This is a genomic window from Leclercia sp. G3L, from assembly GCF_021117075.1.
Classification (GTDB): domain Bacteria; phylum Pseudomonadota; class Gammaproteobacteria; order Enterobacterales; family Enterobacteriaceae; genus Enterobacter; species Enterobacter adecarboxylatus_C.
In genome coordinates this window covers 116658-134810 of record NZ_CP088263.1, presented here as the reverse complement: position 1 = coordinate 134810, position 18153 = coordinate 116658, and the positions used below count along the sequence as shown (strand labels likewise).

The window sequence follows — 18153 nt, the reverse complement described above, 5'->3', positions numbered from 1 at the left end:
CGGTGTTGCGCTGCTTTATTGAAACCGGAGTGATGAATGGCCAGTGAAGATTTACTCTTTTACCGTGACCGGATTCTGGAGCGAATTGAAAAGCTCAGATCCTTTCTGAATGACCATCAGCCGGTGATGGCCGAGCTGATGACTGTGGGGACCGTCACACGACACGAAGAGCGGTTGAAAGAGGTGAACCCCATCGAGGTGAGTACTATTTCAGATGCCTCCGTGGATGAAATTATCCGTGTTATTCAGGATTTCTGTATCGATGACATTGATGTACTCAGCAGGAATTCGACGAAAGTGACAACCAAATACCCGGGTTTGATTATTGTTCCTGAGGGTGCCGAACAGCTGAGCGGAATTATTTGCGATATAAATGATGCCAAAAGTGACTTTGCCTCTGCAATGAAAAGGGTGAATTCGGAGAAACACATCCGGTTTAAGGAAGTTCACCGTAAGCTTCCCGGTCTGGTGACTGCGCATTCCACTCGCAAAATTCTGTTTGTGGAAGAACAGCTCAAAAAAGTTACTTTTGCCTGGCGGCTAAACCGAAACCAGGTAAAAACAAACGCAAGTGATCTCATCGCGATGCTGGATAAGCGTCGTTTAGTAGCGGTCAAATCGCCCGTGACAACTGACCTGACAGTGGTGGCGAACATCGATAGAGCGAAGGCATTACTGGAAAGAAAAGTACTGAGAGACGGCGAAGGGTATCGCCTTTGTCGAACCAATACCTTCCCGGTTCCGATAGCGCATTTGTTCACATACCGGCCTGAAGGCAAGGAGCGTGGAAGTAGCAAATATGCCGAGACTGATTACAAGGTGGTGAAAGCCTCATTACCCATTTTTGGCGTCGGACAAAAGCCAACAATTAAAAGACTTCAGGACTGGGTGCCAGCGCAGGATGAAGCACTGTCCAATGGTCGAAGGAGCAACCATAGCTACACGGAACTTGTACCCGGTGCAGATCTTGGCATTTTCATTATGAGAAAGGTCTGAGGAGAAAAGCATGCAATGGATTTCCACGACCAGCCAGAAACTTGATGAGAGACTTTATCGTGTCTGTGTCTGGGTGAAAAAATACCATGAGGATGCCATCAACCGTGTTGTGTTGACGGTTGATCTCAGTAAGGCCCGCCATGACCCGATAGAGGACCAGGTACGGGCCGAGTTACTGTGTGGGCATTATTTTCTGATGCGGAAAGAGAACAACGCAAAATCGGCGCCAGCGGATCAGAACTTTGAATTTTTGCCTGACGGCCGCAACCTGAGCTGGCAGACGTCGACACCGGGGCTTCAGCACCTTCTCCTGAACAGCAATGTACCTGAGTCCCTTAGGCCCCTGGCTGATTACATTCAGATGCGTCTGGCCAAGCTGACCATGGTCCCGATGTCGGGAACCATCATGAAAGCCGCACTGGAAGACAGCATCAGCTGGGTAAAAGTGGATCTGCGATACTACTGGCAGTATGAACTGGTTAATTCCCATCTGGGGCCTGTTCAGGTAACTCATAAGGCGCTTGTGCGATTCGGGAGGCTGGCAAAACACGATGAAAACGCTAGTGCAATTCGAATGCTTCGCCAGCGGTTGTCATCACCGTTTATTCAGGAATTTGAGATGCCTGGGGAGGAACTGAAGCGCAAGCAGAAGATCATGAATACCGTTGATGTGAAAATGCTTTTCCACACACATTATCCGGGCCAGAAATTACTGCTGGCCCGATATGCTAATGGTTGGGTGCTGGTGGATTGTTTCCTGTTCCACCATATCAAACCCAAAAAGAAGGCGAAAAACAAAACCAAAGCGGGTAAATCAGAAACTCAAAATATCAAATCGACGGGGAGTGAGGATCATGGAACTGGGCATTATGGTGTGCATCGTGTTGTTACTCTCACTGGCAGCGGTGTGGATCAGTAACAAGACGGTCGGATTGCTGGAAATCCATTACTTTAAGCGGCCGCTGAGCATGGAGTATGCAGCCTGGCTGCGTGTGATGTGTGCGGGTTTGCTATTTATTTTTATTCAGATGGTCCCGGCATTCACGTTTCTGTATACCCTGAAGCTGGTGGCACTGTTAAATCTGGGCGTGCAGACGATGAAGCTAAACGGGGTTTATAAATTTAAACGCACCGGGATGATGCCGCCGAAAGACGCCCCTCATGATCTTGGCCGCTTTAATCCATTTCGAAAGAAGTAATCCTCATTAGCGCCCGCAGGGGCGCTACTCATCCAGCGCCTCACGCATGAACTTCGTCATCGCTTTCTTACCTGCGTCAATGTTACGGATATAGCGGGAAACCATTTCTGGATTGCTCCAGTTACCCATCTCCATGATCTGCAAGTGCGTGTACCCGGCATTAGCAAGTTCGATGGCGCCGCCAACCCTAACGCTGTGACCAGTCCAGCATCGGGTGCCCGCTTCCTGCGGATGAAGTTCATCCCAAAACGCTTCAAAGGCCCGGAGCAATGTGTTTTTACTGAGCATACCCTCATCATCGACAATAATGGGCTTTCCATTTTTCCCGATCGGGGGACGGGTAGGTCGGTAAGGCATATTATGATTTTTCAGCAGCGTATTGATCTCATTCCCTTTGCTCCGGAGACCCCATCCAGGGGGCATATATCCGCTGTCCTGATAGTTAACTGCCTGGAAGAGATAATCCTTCGGATGGCTTTGCTGGTCCCTTTTGACCATATCCATCAGCCTGATTAGGGTGGCAGTGAGATGAGGGGTCAGATGATAGGTAAGCAGGGTACTGACAGTGGATTTTGTCCGGTACACCGTCAGGGTAAAACTGCCTGTCTGTTCATTCAGCACAAGGTCCTGCATCCGAATGCGCCGAAGTTCTGCTGAGCGCAACAGTGTTTCAAAACCTGTCCAGATAATGCAAAGGTCTCGGAGTTTGCGCACCGACTGTGTCGTACCGTGGGCTTTAATCAAAGCTTTCAGGTCGGAGACTAGGAATGGCGTTGCCTGACGAGTCACTTTTTGCTCTCGGGCTTCAGCTTGTTCGAGGCTTGCAAGAATACTCTTGACCTTGGATGTGATGATCCCAGGGCGATCGAGTGCTTTCCTATGGATACTGTTCAGCGCGTGCAGACAACCTTTAATGCTGCTGTGTGACAGCGAGCCCTGAAGATAGTCCAGATAGGCCAACAACGGGGGTTCTGTCACCGGGAGAGAACTGGCAGGCCAGGCTTCGTTTCCCTCCTTTCCTGCATTAGCTTGGTACCACTCGTTCCAGGAACGCAGCCATTGAAGGTAAGTTTTAGCCGTGTTGTATTTCATATGAGAAAAGTAAAAAATGAGCTCCTTAAGGTCATTATTGGGCACCTCAAACGTGACCAGTTCCTGATGGAGGTCTGAGTCTTCAAACTGTCTGGTTACTGGCTTGCTGTTCATGGTGGTCACCTGAATACACTGTTTTTATTTACAGCTATTTTAGCACTGAGGTATCCACTTATGAACAGGTTCACAGCAACTAAAAAAGAGAGAGCGACTACAACAACGATCCGGAGATAAACATCAAATATTTGTGAAAAAAATTAGATTCTAGGGACAAAACGACATAAGATTGGGAAACCGTACTTTCGCGGGAAATAAATTAAGGTTGACCATGTCCGAAACTAAGCAGGCGTATTTAATGAAATTTCGTAAGTGCTCTTCTTTCGACACACTGGAAAAAGTATTCGAACGACTCTGTGAAAAAAATGCAGGTATAGCATCACTGGAAATTTCCGGGGCATATGACCATCGAAAAGCTGAACTGACAATGAAGAAACTCTACGATAAAGTACCCGCAAGCGTATGGACACTGGTCCGTCAGTAATATGAAGATATTGGTAACCAATTTATCGCCGACTTTTCAGGAAAGGAGATTTATGAAAACGTCAGCAGTAAAATTAAAATTTTTTAATATTCTATTAATACCTCTAAATAAGCTTAATTAGTAAAGTCATCACGTCATTCAAAATCCTGTTTCCGCTCCATGGTGGTAACTCGTATGAGAATTAAACATCTAATATTTTTACCTGTTCCCTTCATTTCCTTTTATTTAAACGCGGCGAGCTTGGACGAAATGGTGATGCTGCCAACTTACTGATTTAGTGTATGATGGTGTTTTTGAGGTGCTCCAGTGGCTTCTGTTTCTATCAGCCGTCCCTCCTGTTCAGCTACTGACGGGGTGGTGCGTAACGGCAAAAGCACCGCCGGACATCAGCGCTATCTCTGCTCTCACTGCCGTAAAACATGGCAACTGCAGTTCACTTACACCGCTTCTCAACCCGGTACGCACCAGAAAATCATTGATATGGCCATGAATGGCGTTGGATGCCGGGCAACTGCCCGCATTATGGGCGTTGGCCTCAACACGATTTTACGTCACTTAAAAAACTCAGGCCGCAGTCGGTAACCTCGCGCATACAGCCGGGCAGTGACGTCATCGTCTGCGCGGAAATGGACGAACAGTGGGGCTATGTCGGGGCTAAATCGCGCCAGCGCTGGCTGTTTTACGCGTATGACAGGCTCCGGAAGACGGTTGTTGCGCACGTATTCGGTGAACGCACGATGGCGACGCTGGGGCGTCTTATGAGCCTGCTGTCACCCTTTGACGTGGTGATATGGATGACGGATGGCTGGCCGCTGTATGAATCCCGCCTGAAGGGAAAGCTGCACGTAATCAGCAAGCGATATACGCAGCGAATTGAGCGGCATAACCTGAATCTGAGGCAGCACCTGGCACGGCTGGGACGGAAGTCGCTGTCGTTCTCAAAATCGGTGGAGCTGCATGACAAAGTCATCGGGCATTATCTGAACATAAAACACTATCAATAAGTTGGAGTCATTACCTTCAATACGTTGTAGCTTTTTCCTGAGCTCACGGATTTCAATTTGTTCCGGGGTAATGGGGGAGGCTTTTGGTGTTTTTCCCTGCCGCTCATCACGTAATTAATAGGCTGTATGTCTAACTTCTGGCCACAGATATAATCGAGCCAGCAGTGCTCGCCGCAGCCGAGCGACAGGGCGAAGCCCCGAGTGAGCGAGGAAGCACCATGGAACAGTACTCATAAATTCTGCATACGCTCAATGCCTGCAAAATCACCTCCCCTAGGGGTTATCCACTTATCCACGGGGATATTTTTATAAGATCTTTTTAAATAGTTGTTAGATCTTTATTTTTAGAATGCCCACAGGCCTTTATCCATGCGGGTTCCAGAGAGGGATCTGTGACAAAACGCCCTTTCAGTGTGACAAATCACCCTCAAATAGCCGCCCTTTCTGTGACAAGTTGCCCTTAACCCTGTGACAAATTGCCCTCAGGAAGCGTTGCTTTTCACAAAGTTATCCATCCCTGTTGACTCTGTTTTATGAAGTGTGACAATCTTAAAGTCTGTCACACTTCACATGGACCTGTCATGGCGGAAATAGCGGTTATAAACCATAAAAAACGTAAAAATAGCCCGCGGATTGTCCAGTCAAATGAGCTGACTGAGGCGGCATATAGTCTCTCCAGGGATCAAAAGCGTCTGCTGTATCTGTTCGTTCACCAGATCAGAAAATCCGACGGCTCCCTGCAGGAACATGACGGCATCTGCGAAATTCACGTTGCTAAATACGCTGAAACATTCGGGTTGACCTCCGCTGAAGCCAGTAAGGATATACGACAGGCTTTAAAAGGTTTTGCGGGTAAGGAAGTGGTTTTCTATCGCCCTGAAGAGGATGCCGGCGATGAAAAAGGGTATGAATCCTTTCCCTGGTTTATTAAACGTGCGCACAGCCCATCAAGAGGGCTTTACAGCGTACATATCAACCCATATCTGATTCCCTTCTTCATCGGGTTACAGAACCGGTTTACGCAGTTCCGGCTCAGTGAAACAAAAGAGATTACCAATCCGTACGCCATGCGTTTATACGAATCTCTGTGCCAGTACCGTAAACCTGATGGCTCAGGTGTCGTGTCCCTGAAAATCGACTGGATCATGGAACGCTACCAGCTACCTCAAAGTTACCAGCGTATGCCGGACTTTCGCCGCCGTTTCCTGAAGGCAAGTGTTGACGAGATCAACAGCCGGACACCAATGCGCCTTTCTTACATCGAGAAAAAGAAAGGCCGCCAGACGACGCATATCGTATTTTCCTTCCGTGATATAACCTCCATGACGATTGAATAGTTGAGGGTTATCTGTCACAGATTTAAGGGTGGTTCGTCACATTTGATCTGGAAGGTTGAGGGTTATCTGTCACAGATTTAAGGGTGGTTCGTCACATTTGATCTGGAAGGTTGAGGGTGATTTGTCACAGATTTAAGGGTGGTTCGTCACATTTGATCTGGAAGGTTGAGGGTGATTTGTCACAGTTTTGCTGTTCCCTCCCTGGCATCCTGCGCTTACTCATGGTTTTTTGGCTGTAACCGGTAGTGGAGCCAGAATTGAGGGCAATTTGTCATCCTATCCTGAGGGTAGTTTGTCACACTAGATTTTCCCCCTCTTCCCGGGTAATGGTGCCAACTTACTGATTTAGTGTATGATGGTGTTTTTGAGGTGCTCCAGTGGCTTCTGTTTCGATCAGCTGTCCCTCCTGTTCAGCTACTGACGGGGTGGTGCGTAACGGCAAAAGCACTGCCGGACATCAGCGCTATCTCTGCTCTCACTGCCGTAAAACATGGCAACTGCAGTTCACTTACACCGCTTCTCAACCCGGTACGCACCAGAAAATCATTGATATGGCCATGAATGGCGTTGGATGCCGGGCAACCGCCCGCATTATGGGCGTTGGCCTCAACACGATTTTCCGCCATTTAAAAAACTCAGGCCGCAGTCGGTAACCTCGCGCATACAGCCGGGCAGTGACGTCATCGTCTGCGCGGAAATGGACGAACAGTGGGGTTACGTCGGTGCTAAATCACGCCAGCTCTGGTTGTTTTACGCGTATGACAGGATACGGAGGACGGTTGTGGCGCACGTATTCGGTGAACGCACGTTGGCCACGCTGGAGCGTCTTCCGGGCCTGCTGTCGGCCTTTGAGGTCGTGGTATGGATGACGGATGACTGGCCGCTTTATGAATCACGCCTGAAGGGAAAGCTGCACGTTATCAGCAAGCGTTACACTCAGCGCATTGAGCGGCATAACCTGAATCTGAGACAGCATCTGGCAAGGCTGGGCAGGAAGTCACTGTCGTTCTCAAAATCGGTGGAGCTGCATGACAAAGTCATCGGGCATTATCTGACCATAAAACACTATCAGTAAGTTGGAGTCATTACCCAGTAATGCGACAAATGCAATGAAAGAAGTAGCGAAAGTCCTTTTTTCAGCCCGAAGTGACCCGGAGCTCATGAAATTTATAATGGATTATATTAATAACCACAAACTGCATTGAAGGTAATTGCGGTGTATAAAACAAAGCCATTTTCGGCCAAAAAATGAGTCAGCTGAAGAAACGCTCGTTAATTCCGAATCCGTCCAGATTAATATGGCACACTGCTGGTGGAGGTTTTGGCAATCGGAAAAGTAACTTTTCACCCGTGTCTAATCATCATCGTTTTATCAATCCGCTCAGTTACGGTATTAAAATCTCACGAAAAATAGTCTTCTTATCGAAGTGTCATGCTGTCTTCGCCCGATATAGTGAAGGTATGTATTCAGCGGGGGCACTGACATGCGAAAGAGCTATACCTATGGGATTCCTTTCGGACTCCATCGCGAAACCGGACGGTTTCTGGACATCACGGAAGTCAGCAGAGGAAGCGCATGCAACTGCATCTGTCCTGGGTGTCGTACGGATTTGATAGCCAGACAGGGAGAGGTCAAACTTTGGCACTATAGCCACAGTACCGATCTCCTCGGTGATTGTGATGGCCTGATGGAGGCGATTCGGGGAAAAATTATTGAAATTATTCAGGAAAAACAACTTCTAGGATTCCCGCATCTTCTGGCCGGTTACGATGGAGGCACGGTCCCACTTGATGAAGTCAGCGGCAGCGGAAGCATGTTCGGCGCAACGGCAGATCTGTTTGTGAAGGTGAACGATCTCTGCGTAGCTGTGTTTCTGGACATTGACCGCAGTGTGGCCGGGAAACTGACGTTCGACCATCTCCATGCCTCGGAGATGGTAGCTGCATTGCGCATTGATCTGCCGGATATAGAATACGAAATCAGTCAGGTTCAGCTTGGTAGACGAGATGGTACCTACAGTGAATGTATCGAGAAAATCATCATTGATGCGACGGAGTCACGCGAATGGTTGTATCACCCCATGATGCAGGAACTGGGGACCGAGCCCCTGAAGGTATATGAGGGCCGCGAGCCAGCGGAAGCAGGACCACTTCTACAACGCCTTTCCGACTGCCCCCTGAAGCTGCCGGACAACTTACCCCAGAGCATGAATGTGCTGATAAGAATGCAGCAGGCCACCATTGTGTGTTTGTGTCGGCTCACCGTCAGAGCTTCAGATATCGCCCAGACCGACGAATTCCCGCTGTTTATGCGTTACTTCCGGCTGCATTGCCTCGACACCAGTGAGCATGTGAATTACGAGAAATTGCTTAACTGGCAGGACATGATTACAAAATCAAAGGAAGGGCAGTTACTAACGGTGGAGGAAAGGGATTATCTCCAGGAAATCGTCCGTATTGGTCTCTATAACCACCGGCTTAAAAGTGTCTGCCTGACGGCCTGCGAAGACAGTAGGGTGGGAGAATCTGAAGGACCAAACAATTACTCATTGCTCTGAAGAGGGATGGGAAATTATGGGGGACATGGAAGCGTGAAGAGAATAAACCTGTTCGCCTTAAACAGAAACAGGCTGTTCATTTCTTACATGTGAACAGAGTACCTATCATGATCAGACCGGTAATATAAATTGGCACAGCCATCAAAACCAATCCCAGTGGTTCTTCTTTGGTAAAAGCATCCTGAATAAGTCCGTCTTCGCTTAAAGCTAATGGACGCATACATTAGCATTAAGGCGTAAGGTCTAATAACTGGATCAGGAGTTTCGGATTTTTGCGCGGTAGGTGTGTTTGACCCTTTCAATTGTCGCAAGAGTTGAATTCCAGTAGCGTTCAGCGTCAGAACGATAAAGAGCAGCGATAGCCTCTATGGTTTTGGGGGAACAGGTTGCACTGCGATGCACACGGCCTGCCTGGCCAAAGACATAGACAAGAATGGACTGGCTACCAGACCGGCCGAACAGGGAGTTGCAAAGCCGCTTCGCTGCGAGCGGTGTCAGATCGGGGGCGTCTTCCTGAGCGTTCTCGGGAACAACGAATTCCAGAATGAAGCGAAGCATCTCCGATGTCTTGAAACGCTTTACCGCCGCAGACAAACGGGCGGCACGCAGTGCAGTGTCCCAGTGGTCGCTGCTGAAATTGCGGAGCTCCGCGAGGTAATCCTCTTCCAGGCTTTCATCAGAATAATAAATGCTTTCGTAAAAGCGCTCTGCGGGTGATTGCGTCTTTTCCATTGGAGAAACCATTTTGCCTAATGTATGCATACGTTAGCATGTAGTGAAATTAAAACAAGGTAAAGACAAAGAACCGCATTCAGGCGTTTCCCGGAGTAAGCAGGTGGGCTGACAATTCGGCTGCGGTAATATCAAGAGCTCTGTTAATTGAGCGTTAAATGCCTCCCGCTCCAGTCCGGATTGGATGAGAAAGATCAGGGCCTTTTTCAGAACGGGCGGAATACTCGCAATGTCGAGGAGAATGTTGCCCTCAATAACATGATCGCAATTTTCAAAAAGGTGGGCGTAACTCATTACGTGTATTCCATTTATCATTTTCAAATCGTGATAAAAATTAGATTACCAGAACGTCAGAAGCAAAAAAAAAGCATTAAGCAGAAATGTATGGTATCCATCCTTCCTCCAGCTACCCTTGCGCCCTGATAATTTTATCCTGGGGGAGGGGGCATTGATCATTACATACCCGATCAGAAAAGCCGGGAACCAGAATGTCACCCGGATATCGAAGATGCAACGATTCAATATTAGTGTATTTAGCGTCTCCTGGCAGCAAAGTCGGTCGGCCGGAACTGGTAAACTGTATTCCACCTCGCCCGGGCTGGCAGGCGACTGACGTCTTGTCGGTTCATAGCCGGTGGTCGCGTCTGACAAAACAGGCCCCTACAGTGTAAGGATTGTGATGGACGATAAAGAGCAGTTTACGAGTCTCGTGGCAAAGCATGCCTCCAGATTCACCGAAGAGCAGCTGGCCGGGTATGATGCCTGTTCCCAGTATGGAGAATGCGTCTCGCCTTCATACGAAGTATTCCGGGGGTATCGTACCCGCCACACCCTGGATGAATTTCTGGAGCTGGCCATATCGCTGAATGCCATCCACCCGGATGAATATTTAACGGATATGCTGCTGAAGCCTCATGAGGTGATCGGTGCTCTGGCCGATGAAGGCGACCAGTTGAACAACGCCACCCCGGTTTATTTCTTCCCGGATACCGGCGTCTATGCAGCGGCCGTCAGTGAAACCCGTGTGCTCGATGCCTGGCTTTGTTGGCCATGCTACCCGGCGAACTGGTAATGCGTCCGTTGGAATTGCACCGGCAGGATACGAATTTAACCGACCCCGTGGCGGGAGGGTTATCACAATTGCATGTCCTCATCCCTAAAGTCCCCTGCCAGACCCATACGTGCTGTCAGGCTTCGCCTGATTTGAGATCAGTGCAAATACTTCAGCCGATAACTTTTTGTTTTCTTTTTATTTTCTCCCTGTTTCCTCAAAATTCGCATGCGGCCTGGTCAGGGCACGATTGTCACATAGGGTGTATTGAAGCGGGCAGGATGGTCGGGTGGGCACGGCCTGGGTTTTAGTCGGACACTATGTGGGATGAGGACATGCAAAATATTCGCTTTATCTGTGAAAACTGTTGTCTACGGGCAGTCACCAGTTCAAGTTACACCATCCACGTTAGCTTTTAGTACTGAGAAAAAATCAGAGCATTTAGGTCAGATCATAGTGATTGATCCGGCGCTTCTTGGGCAGGGTATAGAGGTTGGCCCGGTCGTAGTGTTTGATTTGGGGCACGCCAGCAAAGGGGTTGCGGACTTGATGCGCGATGCTGAAAAGCTTGATGGTTTATCCCCAACGACAATAGCAAACAGACTTTCACGATGACCGAACAAGGTCGATTCGGGCAAGGCGGCGGAGGGGCACATCTCCCAATGATAATGAGGTTATGCAACCTGTTAGTCACCGGCTTGCCTGATGCTATGATTGACATCTCTTTTGACCGGTCTGTATTTGAGCATTAATTCGTGAGGAATACGGTATGCGCAGTGGGTAATGACTCCAACTTATTGATAGTGTTTTATGTTCAGATAATGCCCGATGACTTTGTCATGCAGCTCCACCGATTTTGAGAACGACAGCGACTTCCGTCCCAGCCGTGCCAGGTGCTGCCTCAGATTCAGGTTATGCCGCTCAATTCGCTGCGTATATCGCTTGCTGATTACGTGCAGCTTTCCCTTCAGGCGGGATTCATACAGCGGCCAGCCATCCGTCATCCATATCACCACGTCAAAGGGTGACAGCAGGCTCATAAGACGCCCCAGCGTCGCCATAGTGCGTTCACCGAATACGTGCGCAACAACCGTCTTCCGGAGCCTGTCATACGCGTAAAACAGCCAGCGCTGGCGCGATTTAGCCCCGACGTATCCCCACTGTTCGTCCATTTCCGCGCAGACGATGACGTCACTGCCCGGCTGTATGCACGAGGTTACCGACTGCGGCCTGAGTTTTTTTAAATGGCGGAAAAATCGTGTTGAGGCCAACGCCCATAATGCGGGCGGTTGCCCGGCATCCAACGCCATTCATGGCCATATCAATGATTTTCTGGTGCGTACCGGGTTGAGAAGCGGTGTAAGTGAACTGCAGTTGCCATGTTTTACGGCAGTGAGAGCAGAGATAGCGCTGATGTCCGGCGGTGCTTTTGCCGTTACGCACCACCCCGTCAGTAGCTGAACAGGAGGGACAGCTGATAGAAACAGAAGCCACTGGAGCACCTCAAAAACACCATCATACACTAAATCAGTAAGTTGGCAGCATCACCAATAATTAAGCACTATAAGTACTAAAATGTTAAAATAATTTTTATATTTGAGAAATTCAAAATGCGAAATAAAATAGTAAAAACATTCGCCTATCTTGCCATATGGGTATGAAATAGAGTAGAATGTTTCGTATATATATAAGTTAGCGGGCATTGTGAAAGATACCAGCATAACAGTTAAACATTGATAAATGAAAAAAAACTACTTTGGATATTAATTTTAGGACTGATAATAATCAGTTGCAAACAAAGGAAAACAGAAATGAAAGAGAAAATAATTAAAACAAACGGCATTGAACTCTGTACGGAAAGTTTTGGAAATAAGAAAAATCCAGCAATCCTTTTGGTAGCAGGTGCAACCGTATCAATGCTGTATTGGGACACTGAATTTTGCCAACAATTATCTGAAAAAGGATTTTTTGTTATTCGTTACGACAACAGAGATGTAGGAAAATCCACTAATTATGAGCCGGGTTCAGCACCATACGACATTGTTGACTTAACAAATGATGCCATTGCAATTTTGGACGGCTATGAAATAGACAAAGCACATTTTGTGGGTATGTCATTAGGTGGGCTAATTACACAAATAGCAGCTATAAAGTTTGCCGATAGAGTTAGCTCATTAACACTTATGTCTACAGGCCCTTGGGGAGACTCGGACCCAACTATTCCTGAGATGGACACACGTATTTTAGATTTCCATGGTAAAGCAGGCACAGTCGATTGGTCAAATGAAGACAGTGTGGTAAACTATTTAATTCAGGGTGCAGAATTAATGTGCGGCAAGAAACAATTTGATAAACAAAGAAGTGAAAAGCTGATAAGAGCTGAGTTCAATAGAGCAAACAATTATATAAGTATGTTCAATCACGCTACATTGCAAGGTAGTGAAGAATATTGGAATAGACTAAATGAAGTAAATCAACCAACCTTGATAATTCACGGAACAGATGACAAAATTTGGCACTATAAAAACGCTGGTGTATTAATTGAGAAAATACAAAATACGAAATTAATTACTCTTGAAGGAACAGGACACGAATTGCACTTTGAAGATTGGACAACAATAATTGACGGAATTGAAAAACATATAAATGAGCAATAAAGAAAAACAAATGAATTTACTTAGTGATAAGAACGTTGCAATAATTGGTGGTGGACCCGTTGGACTGACTATGGCAAAATTATTACAGCAAAACGGCATAGACGTTTCAGTTTACGAAAGAGACAACGACCGAGAGGCAAGAATTTTTGGTGGAACCCTTGACCTACACAAAGGTTCAGGTCAGGAAGCAATGAAAAAAGCGGGATTGTTACAAACTTATTATGACTTAGCCTTACCAATGGGTGTAAATATTGCTGATGAAAAAGGCAATATTTTATCCACAAAAAATGTAAAGCCCGAAAATCGATTTGACAATCCTGAAATAAACAGAAATGACTTAAGGGCTATCTTGTTGAATAGTTTAGAAAACGACACGGTTATTTGGGATAGAAAACTTGTTATGCTTGAACCTGGTAAGAAGAAGTGGACACTAACTTTTGAGAATAAACCGAGTGAAACAGCAGATCTGGTTATTATTGCCAATGGTGGAATGTCTAAAGTAAGAAAATTTGTTACCGACACGGAAGTTGAAGAAACAGGTACTTTCAATATACAAGCCGATATTCATCATCCAGAGGTGAACTGTCCTGGATTTTTTCAGCTATGCAATGGAAACCGGCTAATGGCTGCTCATCAAGGTAATTTATTATTTGCGAATCCTAATAATAATGGTGCATTGCATTTTGGAATAAGTTTTAAAACACCTGATGAATGGAAAAACCAAACGCAGGTAGATTTTCAAAACAGAAATAGTGTCGTTGATTTTCTTCTGAAAGAATTTTCCGATTGGGACGAACGCTACAAAGAACTGATTCGTGTGACATCATCTTTTGTAGGGTTAGCGACACGAATATTTCCCTTAGGTAAGTCTTGGAAAAGTAAGCGTCCATTACCCATAACGATGATTGGAGATGCTGCTCATTTGATGCCTCCTTTTGCAGGACAAGGCGTAAACAGCGGGTTGATGGATGCCTTGATATTGTCGGATAATCTGACCAATGGGAAATTTAACAGCATTGAAGAGGCTATTGAAAATTATGAACAGCAAATGTTTATCTATGGCAAAGAAGCACAAGAAGAATCAACTCAAAACGAAATTGAAATGTTTAAACCCGACTTTACGTTTCAGCAATTGTTAAATGTATAAAATGGAATAAAACGGCACATAATCGAGTAGACGGCTCCGCCAGTAACTGACGGAGTGCGCCTCTCACACCACCGAGCGTACGGGTCACGTACTCGGCGGTTCGCAAAGAGATGGGTTAAGTTGTAAATGTAATTCAGTTAAGGAAACATATCCTCTTTTCTTCAGGCGTTGTAAAGTAATGGTAGTGCCTAGAATAGGACTTTGTGCCAACTATTGAGTGGGAGTGACGGGCACTGGCTGGCAATGTCTAGCAACGGCAGGCATTTCGGCTGAGGGTAAAAGAACTTTCCGCTAAGCGATAGACTGTATGTAAACACAGTATTGCAAGGACGCGGAACATGCCTCATGTGGCGGCCAGGACGGCCAGCCGGGATCGGGATACTGGTCGTTACCAGAGCCACCGACCCGAGCAAACCCTTCTCTATCAGATCGTTGACGAGTATTACCCGGCATTCGCTGCGCTTATGGCAGAGCAGGGAAAGGAATTGCCGGGCTATGTGCAACGGGAATTTGAAGAATTTCTCCAATGCGGGCGGCTGGAGCATGGCTTTCTACGGGTTCGCTGCGAGTCTTGCCACGCCGAGCACCTGGTCGCTTTCAGCTGTAAGCGTCGCGGTTTCTGCCCGAGCTGTGGGGCGCGGCGGATGGCCGAAAGTGCCGCCTTGCTGGTTGATGAAGTACTGCCTGAACAACCCATGCGTCAGTGGGTGTTGAGTTTCCCGTTTCAGCTGCGTTTCCTGTTTGCCAGCCGGCCCGAGATCATGGGGTGGGTGCTGGGCATCGTTTACCGCGTCATTGCCACGCACCTGGTCAAGAAAGCGGGCCATACCCACCAAGTGGCCAAGACGGGCGCGGTCACCCTGATCCAGCGTTTTTGGATCGGCGCTCAATCTGAATGTTCACTTCCACATGCTGTTTCTCGACGGTGTGTATGTCGAGCAATCCCACGGCTCAGCGCGTTTCCGCTGGGTCAAGGCGCCGACCAGCCCAGAGCTCACCCAGCTGACGCACACCATCGCCCACCGGGTGGGTCGCTATCTGGAACGGCAAGGCCTGCTGGAACGGGATGTCGAAAACAGCTATCTGGCCTCGGATGCGGTGGATGACGACCCGATGACACCCCTGCTGGGGCACTCGATCACTTACCGTATCGCTGTCGGTTCACAGGCGGGGCGAAAGGTGTTCACTTTGCAAACTCTGCCGACCAGTGGTGATCCGTTCGGTGACGGGATTGGCAAGGTAGCCGGGTCCAGCCTGCACGCCGGCGTGGCGGCCAGGGCCGATGAACGCAAGAAGCTCGAACGGCTGTGCCGGTACATCAGCCGCCCGGCGGTATCCGAGAAGCGGCTGTCGTTAACACGAGGCGGCAACGTGCGCTACCAGCTCAAGACGCCGTACCGGGACGGCACCACGCACGTCATTTTCGAACCATTGGATTTCATTGCAAGGCTGGCCGCCCCTGGTACCGAAGCCCAGAGTCAACCTAACCCGCTTCCACGGGGTGTTCGCACCCAACAGTCGGCACCGGGCGTTGGTCACGCCGGCAAAACGGGGCAGGGGCAACAAGGTCAGGGTGGCTGATGAACCGGCAACACCAGCACAACGGCGAGCGTCGATGACATGGGCGCAACGGCTCAAGCGTGTTTTCAATATCGACATCGAGACCTGCAGCGGCTGCGGCGGCGCCATGAAAGTCATCGCCTGCATTGAAGACCCTATAGTGATCAAGCAGATCCTTGATCACCTGAAGCACAAAGCCGAAACCAGCGGGACCAGGGCGTTACCCGAAAGCCGGGCGCCACCGGCTGAGCTGCTCCTGGGTCTGTTTGACTGACGAGCCTGAAGGCCAACGATACCAATCAAAATGCTGCGTTCACAGCGCCGCGGCAGGGATCCGCCGTGCTGGTTGTCGGAAAAGGAGCCGCTAGTGGGAAAGAGGAGGGTAAATTTTCAGCGTTGCTGGCTCCCCGTCAGCCGGATTGGGTTGCATCGCAGGGGTGTCGAAAGAGTCAACTGCGGTCCAAAGCTGTTGGACTTGGGTGAAAAGGGCGTTTATTCTTCCTATACGTGTTTTTCATTGACTTTATTTTGTACAAAGTTAAAATACGTGCATCTTAATTTAGAACTGATGAGGTTTGCTGACATGAACAATTAACTTGATTTGACTTGTTATTACGATCAATCAAGGAGGTTTTATGTCCAAATTTTTGCAGCTTAATCAGTTGTCTTATGGTTTGCCAAATGGCAACACAGTTTTTTCAAATTTAACTTATACATTCTCTCAGCCAATCACAGCTTTGATTGGGCGAAATGGCGTGGGCAAAAGCTTATTGGCACAAATCATGGCGGGGCGATTATTGCCAACGGAAGGCTCATGTATCAATAGAGATTTAGTTTATTACTTATCACAAAAAGCCCATGAAAATAGTGCCGAAACCGTTGCTGAAGCACTGGGGATTCAGTCTATATTGGATGCATTACAACGCATTGAAAATGGTAGTGTTGATCCTGATGATTTTGAAACTGTGGGTTCGCGTTGGTGCATTCAGGATGAGGCTCTGAATTTATTGGCTGATCTGTCTTTATCCCATGTTTCGTTAGCAACTGCTATGCAGCAATTAAGTGGTGGTGAGCAAATGCGTATTCGCATTGCGGCTGCTTTCTTATCACAAGCACAAATTTTGATTTTGGATGAGCCAAGTAATCATTTGGATTATCACTATAAACAAGTTTTATGGTCGATGATTCAATCATGGCAAGGGCAGGTGATCATCATTACTCATGATCGTTATTTGTTGAACCAAGTGAATGCCATTGTGGAATTATCTGCTAAAGGCTTAACAGCATATAGCGGTGCTTATCAAGATTATATTGAGCAAAGGGATGCCGAATTAGCTTCTGCTATTCAGCAATTGAATGCAGTAAAACAGACAGAGAAAAAGCGCTTGGCAGTTGTACAACAACAATTGGAGCGACAAGCTAAACGATCCTCTCAAGCCAATAAGCAACGCGGTGAGCAAAATCAAGCAAAGATATTGTTAGATCGCCAAAAGAACCGTAGTGAATTAAGTTCAGGCAAAGCAAAGCAGCAACGTGATCAGATTGCTGAACAAGGTAAATTAGCCATTCAATCTGCAAAAAATCGCATAGATCAGCAGGAATCTGTTGTGTTGCATGGTTATGATGTGGATGCTTTTGTGCCGAAAATATTAGCAGAATTGAACCAGCTGATATTGCCATATTTAGCTGAGCACCTGTGCGAATTTCATGGGCAAATTGAGAAGGGCGATCGCATTGCAATTGTGGGTAAAAATGGCAGTGGTAAATCTGTATTGTTGAAAGCATTAGCAGGGAAGATTTCGCCCTCACAAGGCGAAGTAATACATCATGTGAGTTTTGCTTATTTGGATCAACAATTGTCTTCCTTGGATTTATCAAAATCTATTTTGGAGCAGGTTTCAGACGGGCAAACCAAAGAGAAAATTACAGATTTAAGAATGCAGCTAGCGCAGTTGGGATTGGACAATACAGTGATTAATCAGCCGATGAAGGCTTTAAGTGGTGGTGAACAGCTAAAAGCAGCTTTGATTCTGGCTTTATATCAAAAAAAGCCTGCACAATTGCTATTGCTAGATGAACCCAATAATCACTTGGATTTACCATCATTACAAGCATTGGAACAATTATTACAAAGTTATCGTGGCGCTTTAGTGATTGTGGCTCATGATCAAGAATTTTTAGAAAATATTGGTATTACAAAATATTTAGTGGCAACTGAAAACGGTTGGCAGTGGCAGGAAAATTTTTAAACGATCCCTTCTAAAGGAAGGGATAGATAC

The 18153-nt window shown here is 47.3% G+C and carries 15 protein-coding genes and 1 pseudogene; 13 read left to right on the top strand and 3 right to left on the bottom strand.

The features are described 5' to 3' along the window. Positions 1–36 precede the first annotated feature (36 nt). From LRS40_RS00730 to LRS40_RS00720, 3 genes are read left to right on the top strand one after another with little or no spacing between them, the layout of a single operon-like run. Positions 37–996 (top strand): DNA replication terminus site-binding protein, encoded by a 960-nt coding sequence (locus LRS40_RS00730; protein WP_000135563.1) that lies wholly within the window; start codon positions 37–39, stop codon positions 994–996. A 10-nt stretch (positions 997–1006) separates the two neighbouring features. Beyond that, positions 1007–1915: a hypothetical protein gene (locus LRS40_RS00725; RefSeq protein WP_001198597.1), complete on the top strand. Its 909-nt coding sequence runs from the start codon at positions 1007–1009 to the stop codon at positions 1913–1915. After that, on the top strand, positions 1851–2195 hold the full coding sequence (locus LRS40_RS00720) for a hypothetical protein (protein ID WP_000418845.1): 345 nt from the start codon (positions 1851–1853) through the stop codon (positions 2193–2195). Before LRS40_RS00725 ends, LRS40_RS00720 begins: the two co-directional genes overlap by 65 nt. A 24-nt stretch (positions 2196–2219) precedes the next feature. Here the strand turns inward: LRS40_RS00720 and LRS40_RS00715 are convergent, their stop codons facing one another. Continuing rightward, complete coding sequence (locus tag LRS40_RS00715) at positions 2220–3401, bottom strand: tyrosine-type recombinase/integrase (protein WP_001086279.1); 1182 nt, start codon at positions 3399–3401, stop codon at positions 2220–2222. A gap of 214 nt (positions 3402–3615) precedes the next feature. Between LRS40_RS00715 and LRS40_RS00710 the strand changes: the two genes are divergently transcribed. From LRS40_RS00710 to LRS40_RS00690, 5 genes are all read left to right on the top strand, one after another. Next, positions 3616–3828 carry an Hha/YmoA family nucleoid-associated regulatory protein gene (locus LRS40_RS00710; RefSeq protein WP_001324690.1) on the top strand — a complete coding sequence of 71 codons (213 nt, stop codon included), beginning with the start codon at positions 3616–3618 and terminating at the stop codon, positions 3826–3828. A 306-nt stretch (positions 3829–4134) separates the two neighbouring features. Next, a protein-coding gene (locus tag LRS40_RS00705) for an IS1-like element IS1A family transposase (protein ID WP_223171527.1) occupies positions 4135–4832 on the top strand; the annotation gives its coding sequence in 2 pieces (ribosomal slippage) (positions 4135–4384 and positions 4384–4832; 699 coding nt in all). Positions 4833–5413: 581 nt separating this feature from the next. Continuing rightward, on the top strand, positions 5414–6169 hold the full coding sequence (gene repE / locus LRS40_RS00700) for a replication initiation protein RepE (RefSeq protein WP_000807689.1): 756 nt from the start codon (positions 5414–5416) through the stop codon (positions 6167–6169). A gap of 377 nt (positions 6170–6546) precedes the next feature. Continuing rightward, positions 6547–7244 (top strand): IS1 family transposase gene (locus LRS40_RS00695; RefSeq protein ID WP_223201584.1). Its coding sequence is split into 2 segments (ribosomal slippage): positions 6547–6796 and positions 6796–7244, totalling 699 coding nucleotides; the frame shifts between segments, so codons are not numbered across the junction. A 409-nt stretch (positions 7245–7653) separates the two neighbouring features. Continuing rightward, a complete protein-coding gene (locus LRS40_RS00690; RefSeq protein WP_001232452.1) occupies positions 7654–8727 on the top strand; it encodes a hypothetical protein in 1074 nt (357 codons plus the stop codon). Between the two features lie 255 nt (positions 8728–8982). On the opposite strand, the gene LRS40_RS00685 is transcribed toward LRS40_RS00690, so the two are convergent. Further along, on the bottom strand, positions 8983–9459 hold the full coding sequence (locus LRS40_RS00685) for a hypothetical protein (RefSeq protein WP_000416123.1): 477 nt from the start codon (positions 9457–9459) through the stop codon (positions 8983–8985). Between the two features lie 679 nt (positions 9460–10138). On the opposite strand from LRS40_RS00685, the gene LRS40_RS00680 reads away from it, so the two are divergent. Then, entirely contained in the window at positions 10139–10531 is a 393-nt protein-coding gene (locus LRS40_RS00680) for a hypothetical protein (protein WP_000341067.1), read from the top strand. A gap of 773 nt (positions 10532–11304) precedes the next feature. Here the strand turns inward: LRS40_RS00680 and LRS40_RS00675 are convergent. After that, positions 11305–12004 (bottom strand): IS1-like element IS1B family transposase gene (locus LRS40_RS00675; RefSeq protein WP_231311752.1). Its coding sequence is split into 2 segments (ribosomal slippage): positions 11305–11763 and positions 11765–12004, totalling 699 coding nucleotides; the frame shifts between segments, so codons are not numbered across the junction. A gap of 317 nt (positions 12005–12321) precedes the next feature. On the opposite strand from LRS40_RS00675, the gene estT reads away from it, so the two are divergent. The 4 genes and pseudogenes from estT (at position 12322) to LRS40_RS00655 (ending at position 18123) form a co-directional block, all read left to right on the top strand. Continuing rightward, positions 12322–13167 carry a macrolide hydrolase EstT gene (estT, locus tag LRS40_RS00670; protein ID WP_164538741.1) on the top strand — a complete coding sequence of 282 codons (846 nt, stop codon included), beginning with the start codon at positions 12322–12324 and terminating at the stop codon, positions 13165–13167. After that, entirely contained in the window at positions 13157–14314 is a 1158-nt protein-coding gene (locus LRS40_RS00665) for a tetracycline-inactivating monooxygenase Tet(X4) (RefSeq protein WP_094309310.1), read from the top strand. Before estT ends, LRS40_RS00665 begins: the two co-directional genes overlap by 11 nt. A 338-nt stretch (positions 14315–14652) precedes the next feature. After that, a pseudogene (locus LRS40_RS00660) lies at positions 14653–16148 on the top strand (IS91-like element ISVsa3 family transposase). Positions 16149–16509: 361 nt separating this feature from the next. Beyond that, positions 16510–18123, top strand: coding sequence for an ABC-F family ATP-binding cassette domain-containing protein (locus LRS40_RS00655; RefSeq protein ID WP_136655509.1), 1614 nt, complete (start codon positions 16510–16512; stop codon positions 18121–18123). Positions 18124–18153: the final 30 nt, after the last annotated feature.

What these genes read in the sequence shown, in the direction of transcription:
- LRS40_RS00730 (WP_000135563.1), top strand. Translation starts at nt 37, where the DNA reads ATGGCCAGTGAAGATTTACTCTTTTACCGTGACCGGATTCTGGAGCGA.
- LRS40_RS00725 (WP_001198597.1), top strand. Translation starts at nt 1,007, where the DNA reads ATGCAATGGATTTCCACGACCAGCCAGAAACTTGATGAGAGACTTTAT.
- LRS40_RS00720 (WP_000418845.1), top strand. Translation starts at nt 1,851, where the DNA reads ATGGAACTGGGCATTATGGTGTGCATCGTGTTGTTACTCTCACTGGCA.
- LRS40_RS00715 (WP_001086279.1), bottom strand. Translation starts at nt 3,401, where the DNA reads ATGAACAGCAAGCCAGTAACCAGACAGTTTGAAGACTCAGACCTCCAT.
- LRS40_RS00710 (WP_001324690.1), top strand. Translation starts at nt 3,616, where the DNA reads ATGTCCGAAACTAAGCAGGCGTATTTAATGAAATTTCGTAAGTGCTCT.
- repE (WP_000807689.1), top strand. Translation starts at nt 5,414, where the DNA reads ATGGCGGAAATAGCGGTTATAAACCATAAAAAACGTAAAAATAGCCCG.
- LRS40_RS00690 (WP_001232452.1), top strand. Translation starts at nt 7,654, where the DNA reads ATGCGAAAGAGCTATACCTATGGGATTCCTTTCGGACTCCATCGCGAA.
- LRS40_RS00685 (WP_000416123.1), bottom strand. Translation starts at nt 9,459, where the DNA reads ATGGAAAAGACGCAATCACCCGCAGAGCGCTTTTACGAAAGCATTTAT.
- LRS40_RS00680 (WP_000341067.1), top strand. Translation starts at nt 10,139, where the DNA reads ATGGACGATAAAGAGCAGTTTACGAGTCTCGTGGCAAAGCATGCCTCC.
- estT (WP_164538741.1), top strand. Translation starts at nt 12,322, where the DNA reads ATGAAAGAGAAAATAATTAAAACAAACGGCATTGAACTCTGTACGGAA.
- LRS40_RS00665 (WP_094309310.1), top strand. Translation starts at nt 13,157, where the DNA reads ATGAGCAATAAAGAAAAACAAATGAATTTACTTAGTGATAAGAACGTT.
- LRS40_RS00655 (WP_136655509.1), top strand. Translation starts at nt 16,510, where the DNA reads ATGTCCAAATTTTTGCAGCTTAATCAGTTGTCTTATGGTTTGCCAAAT.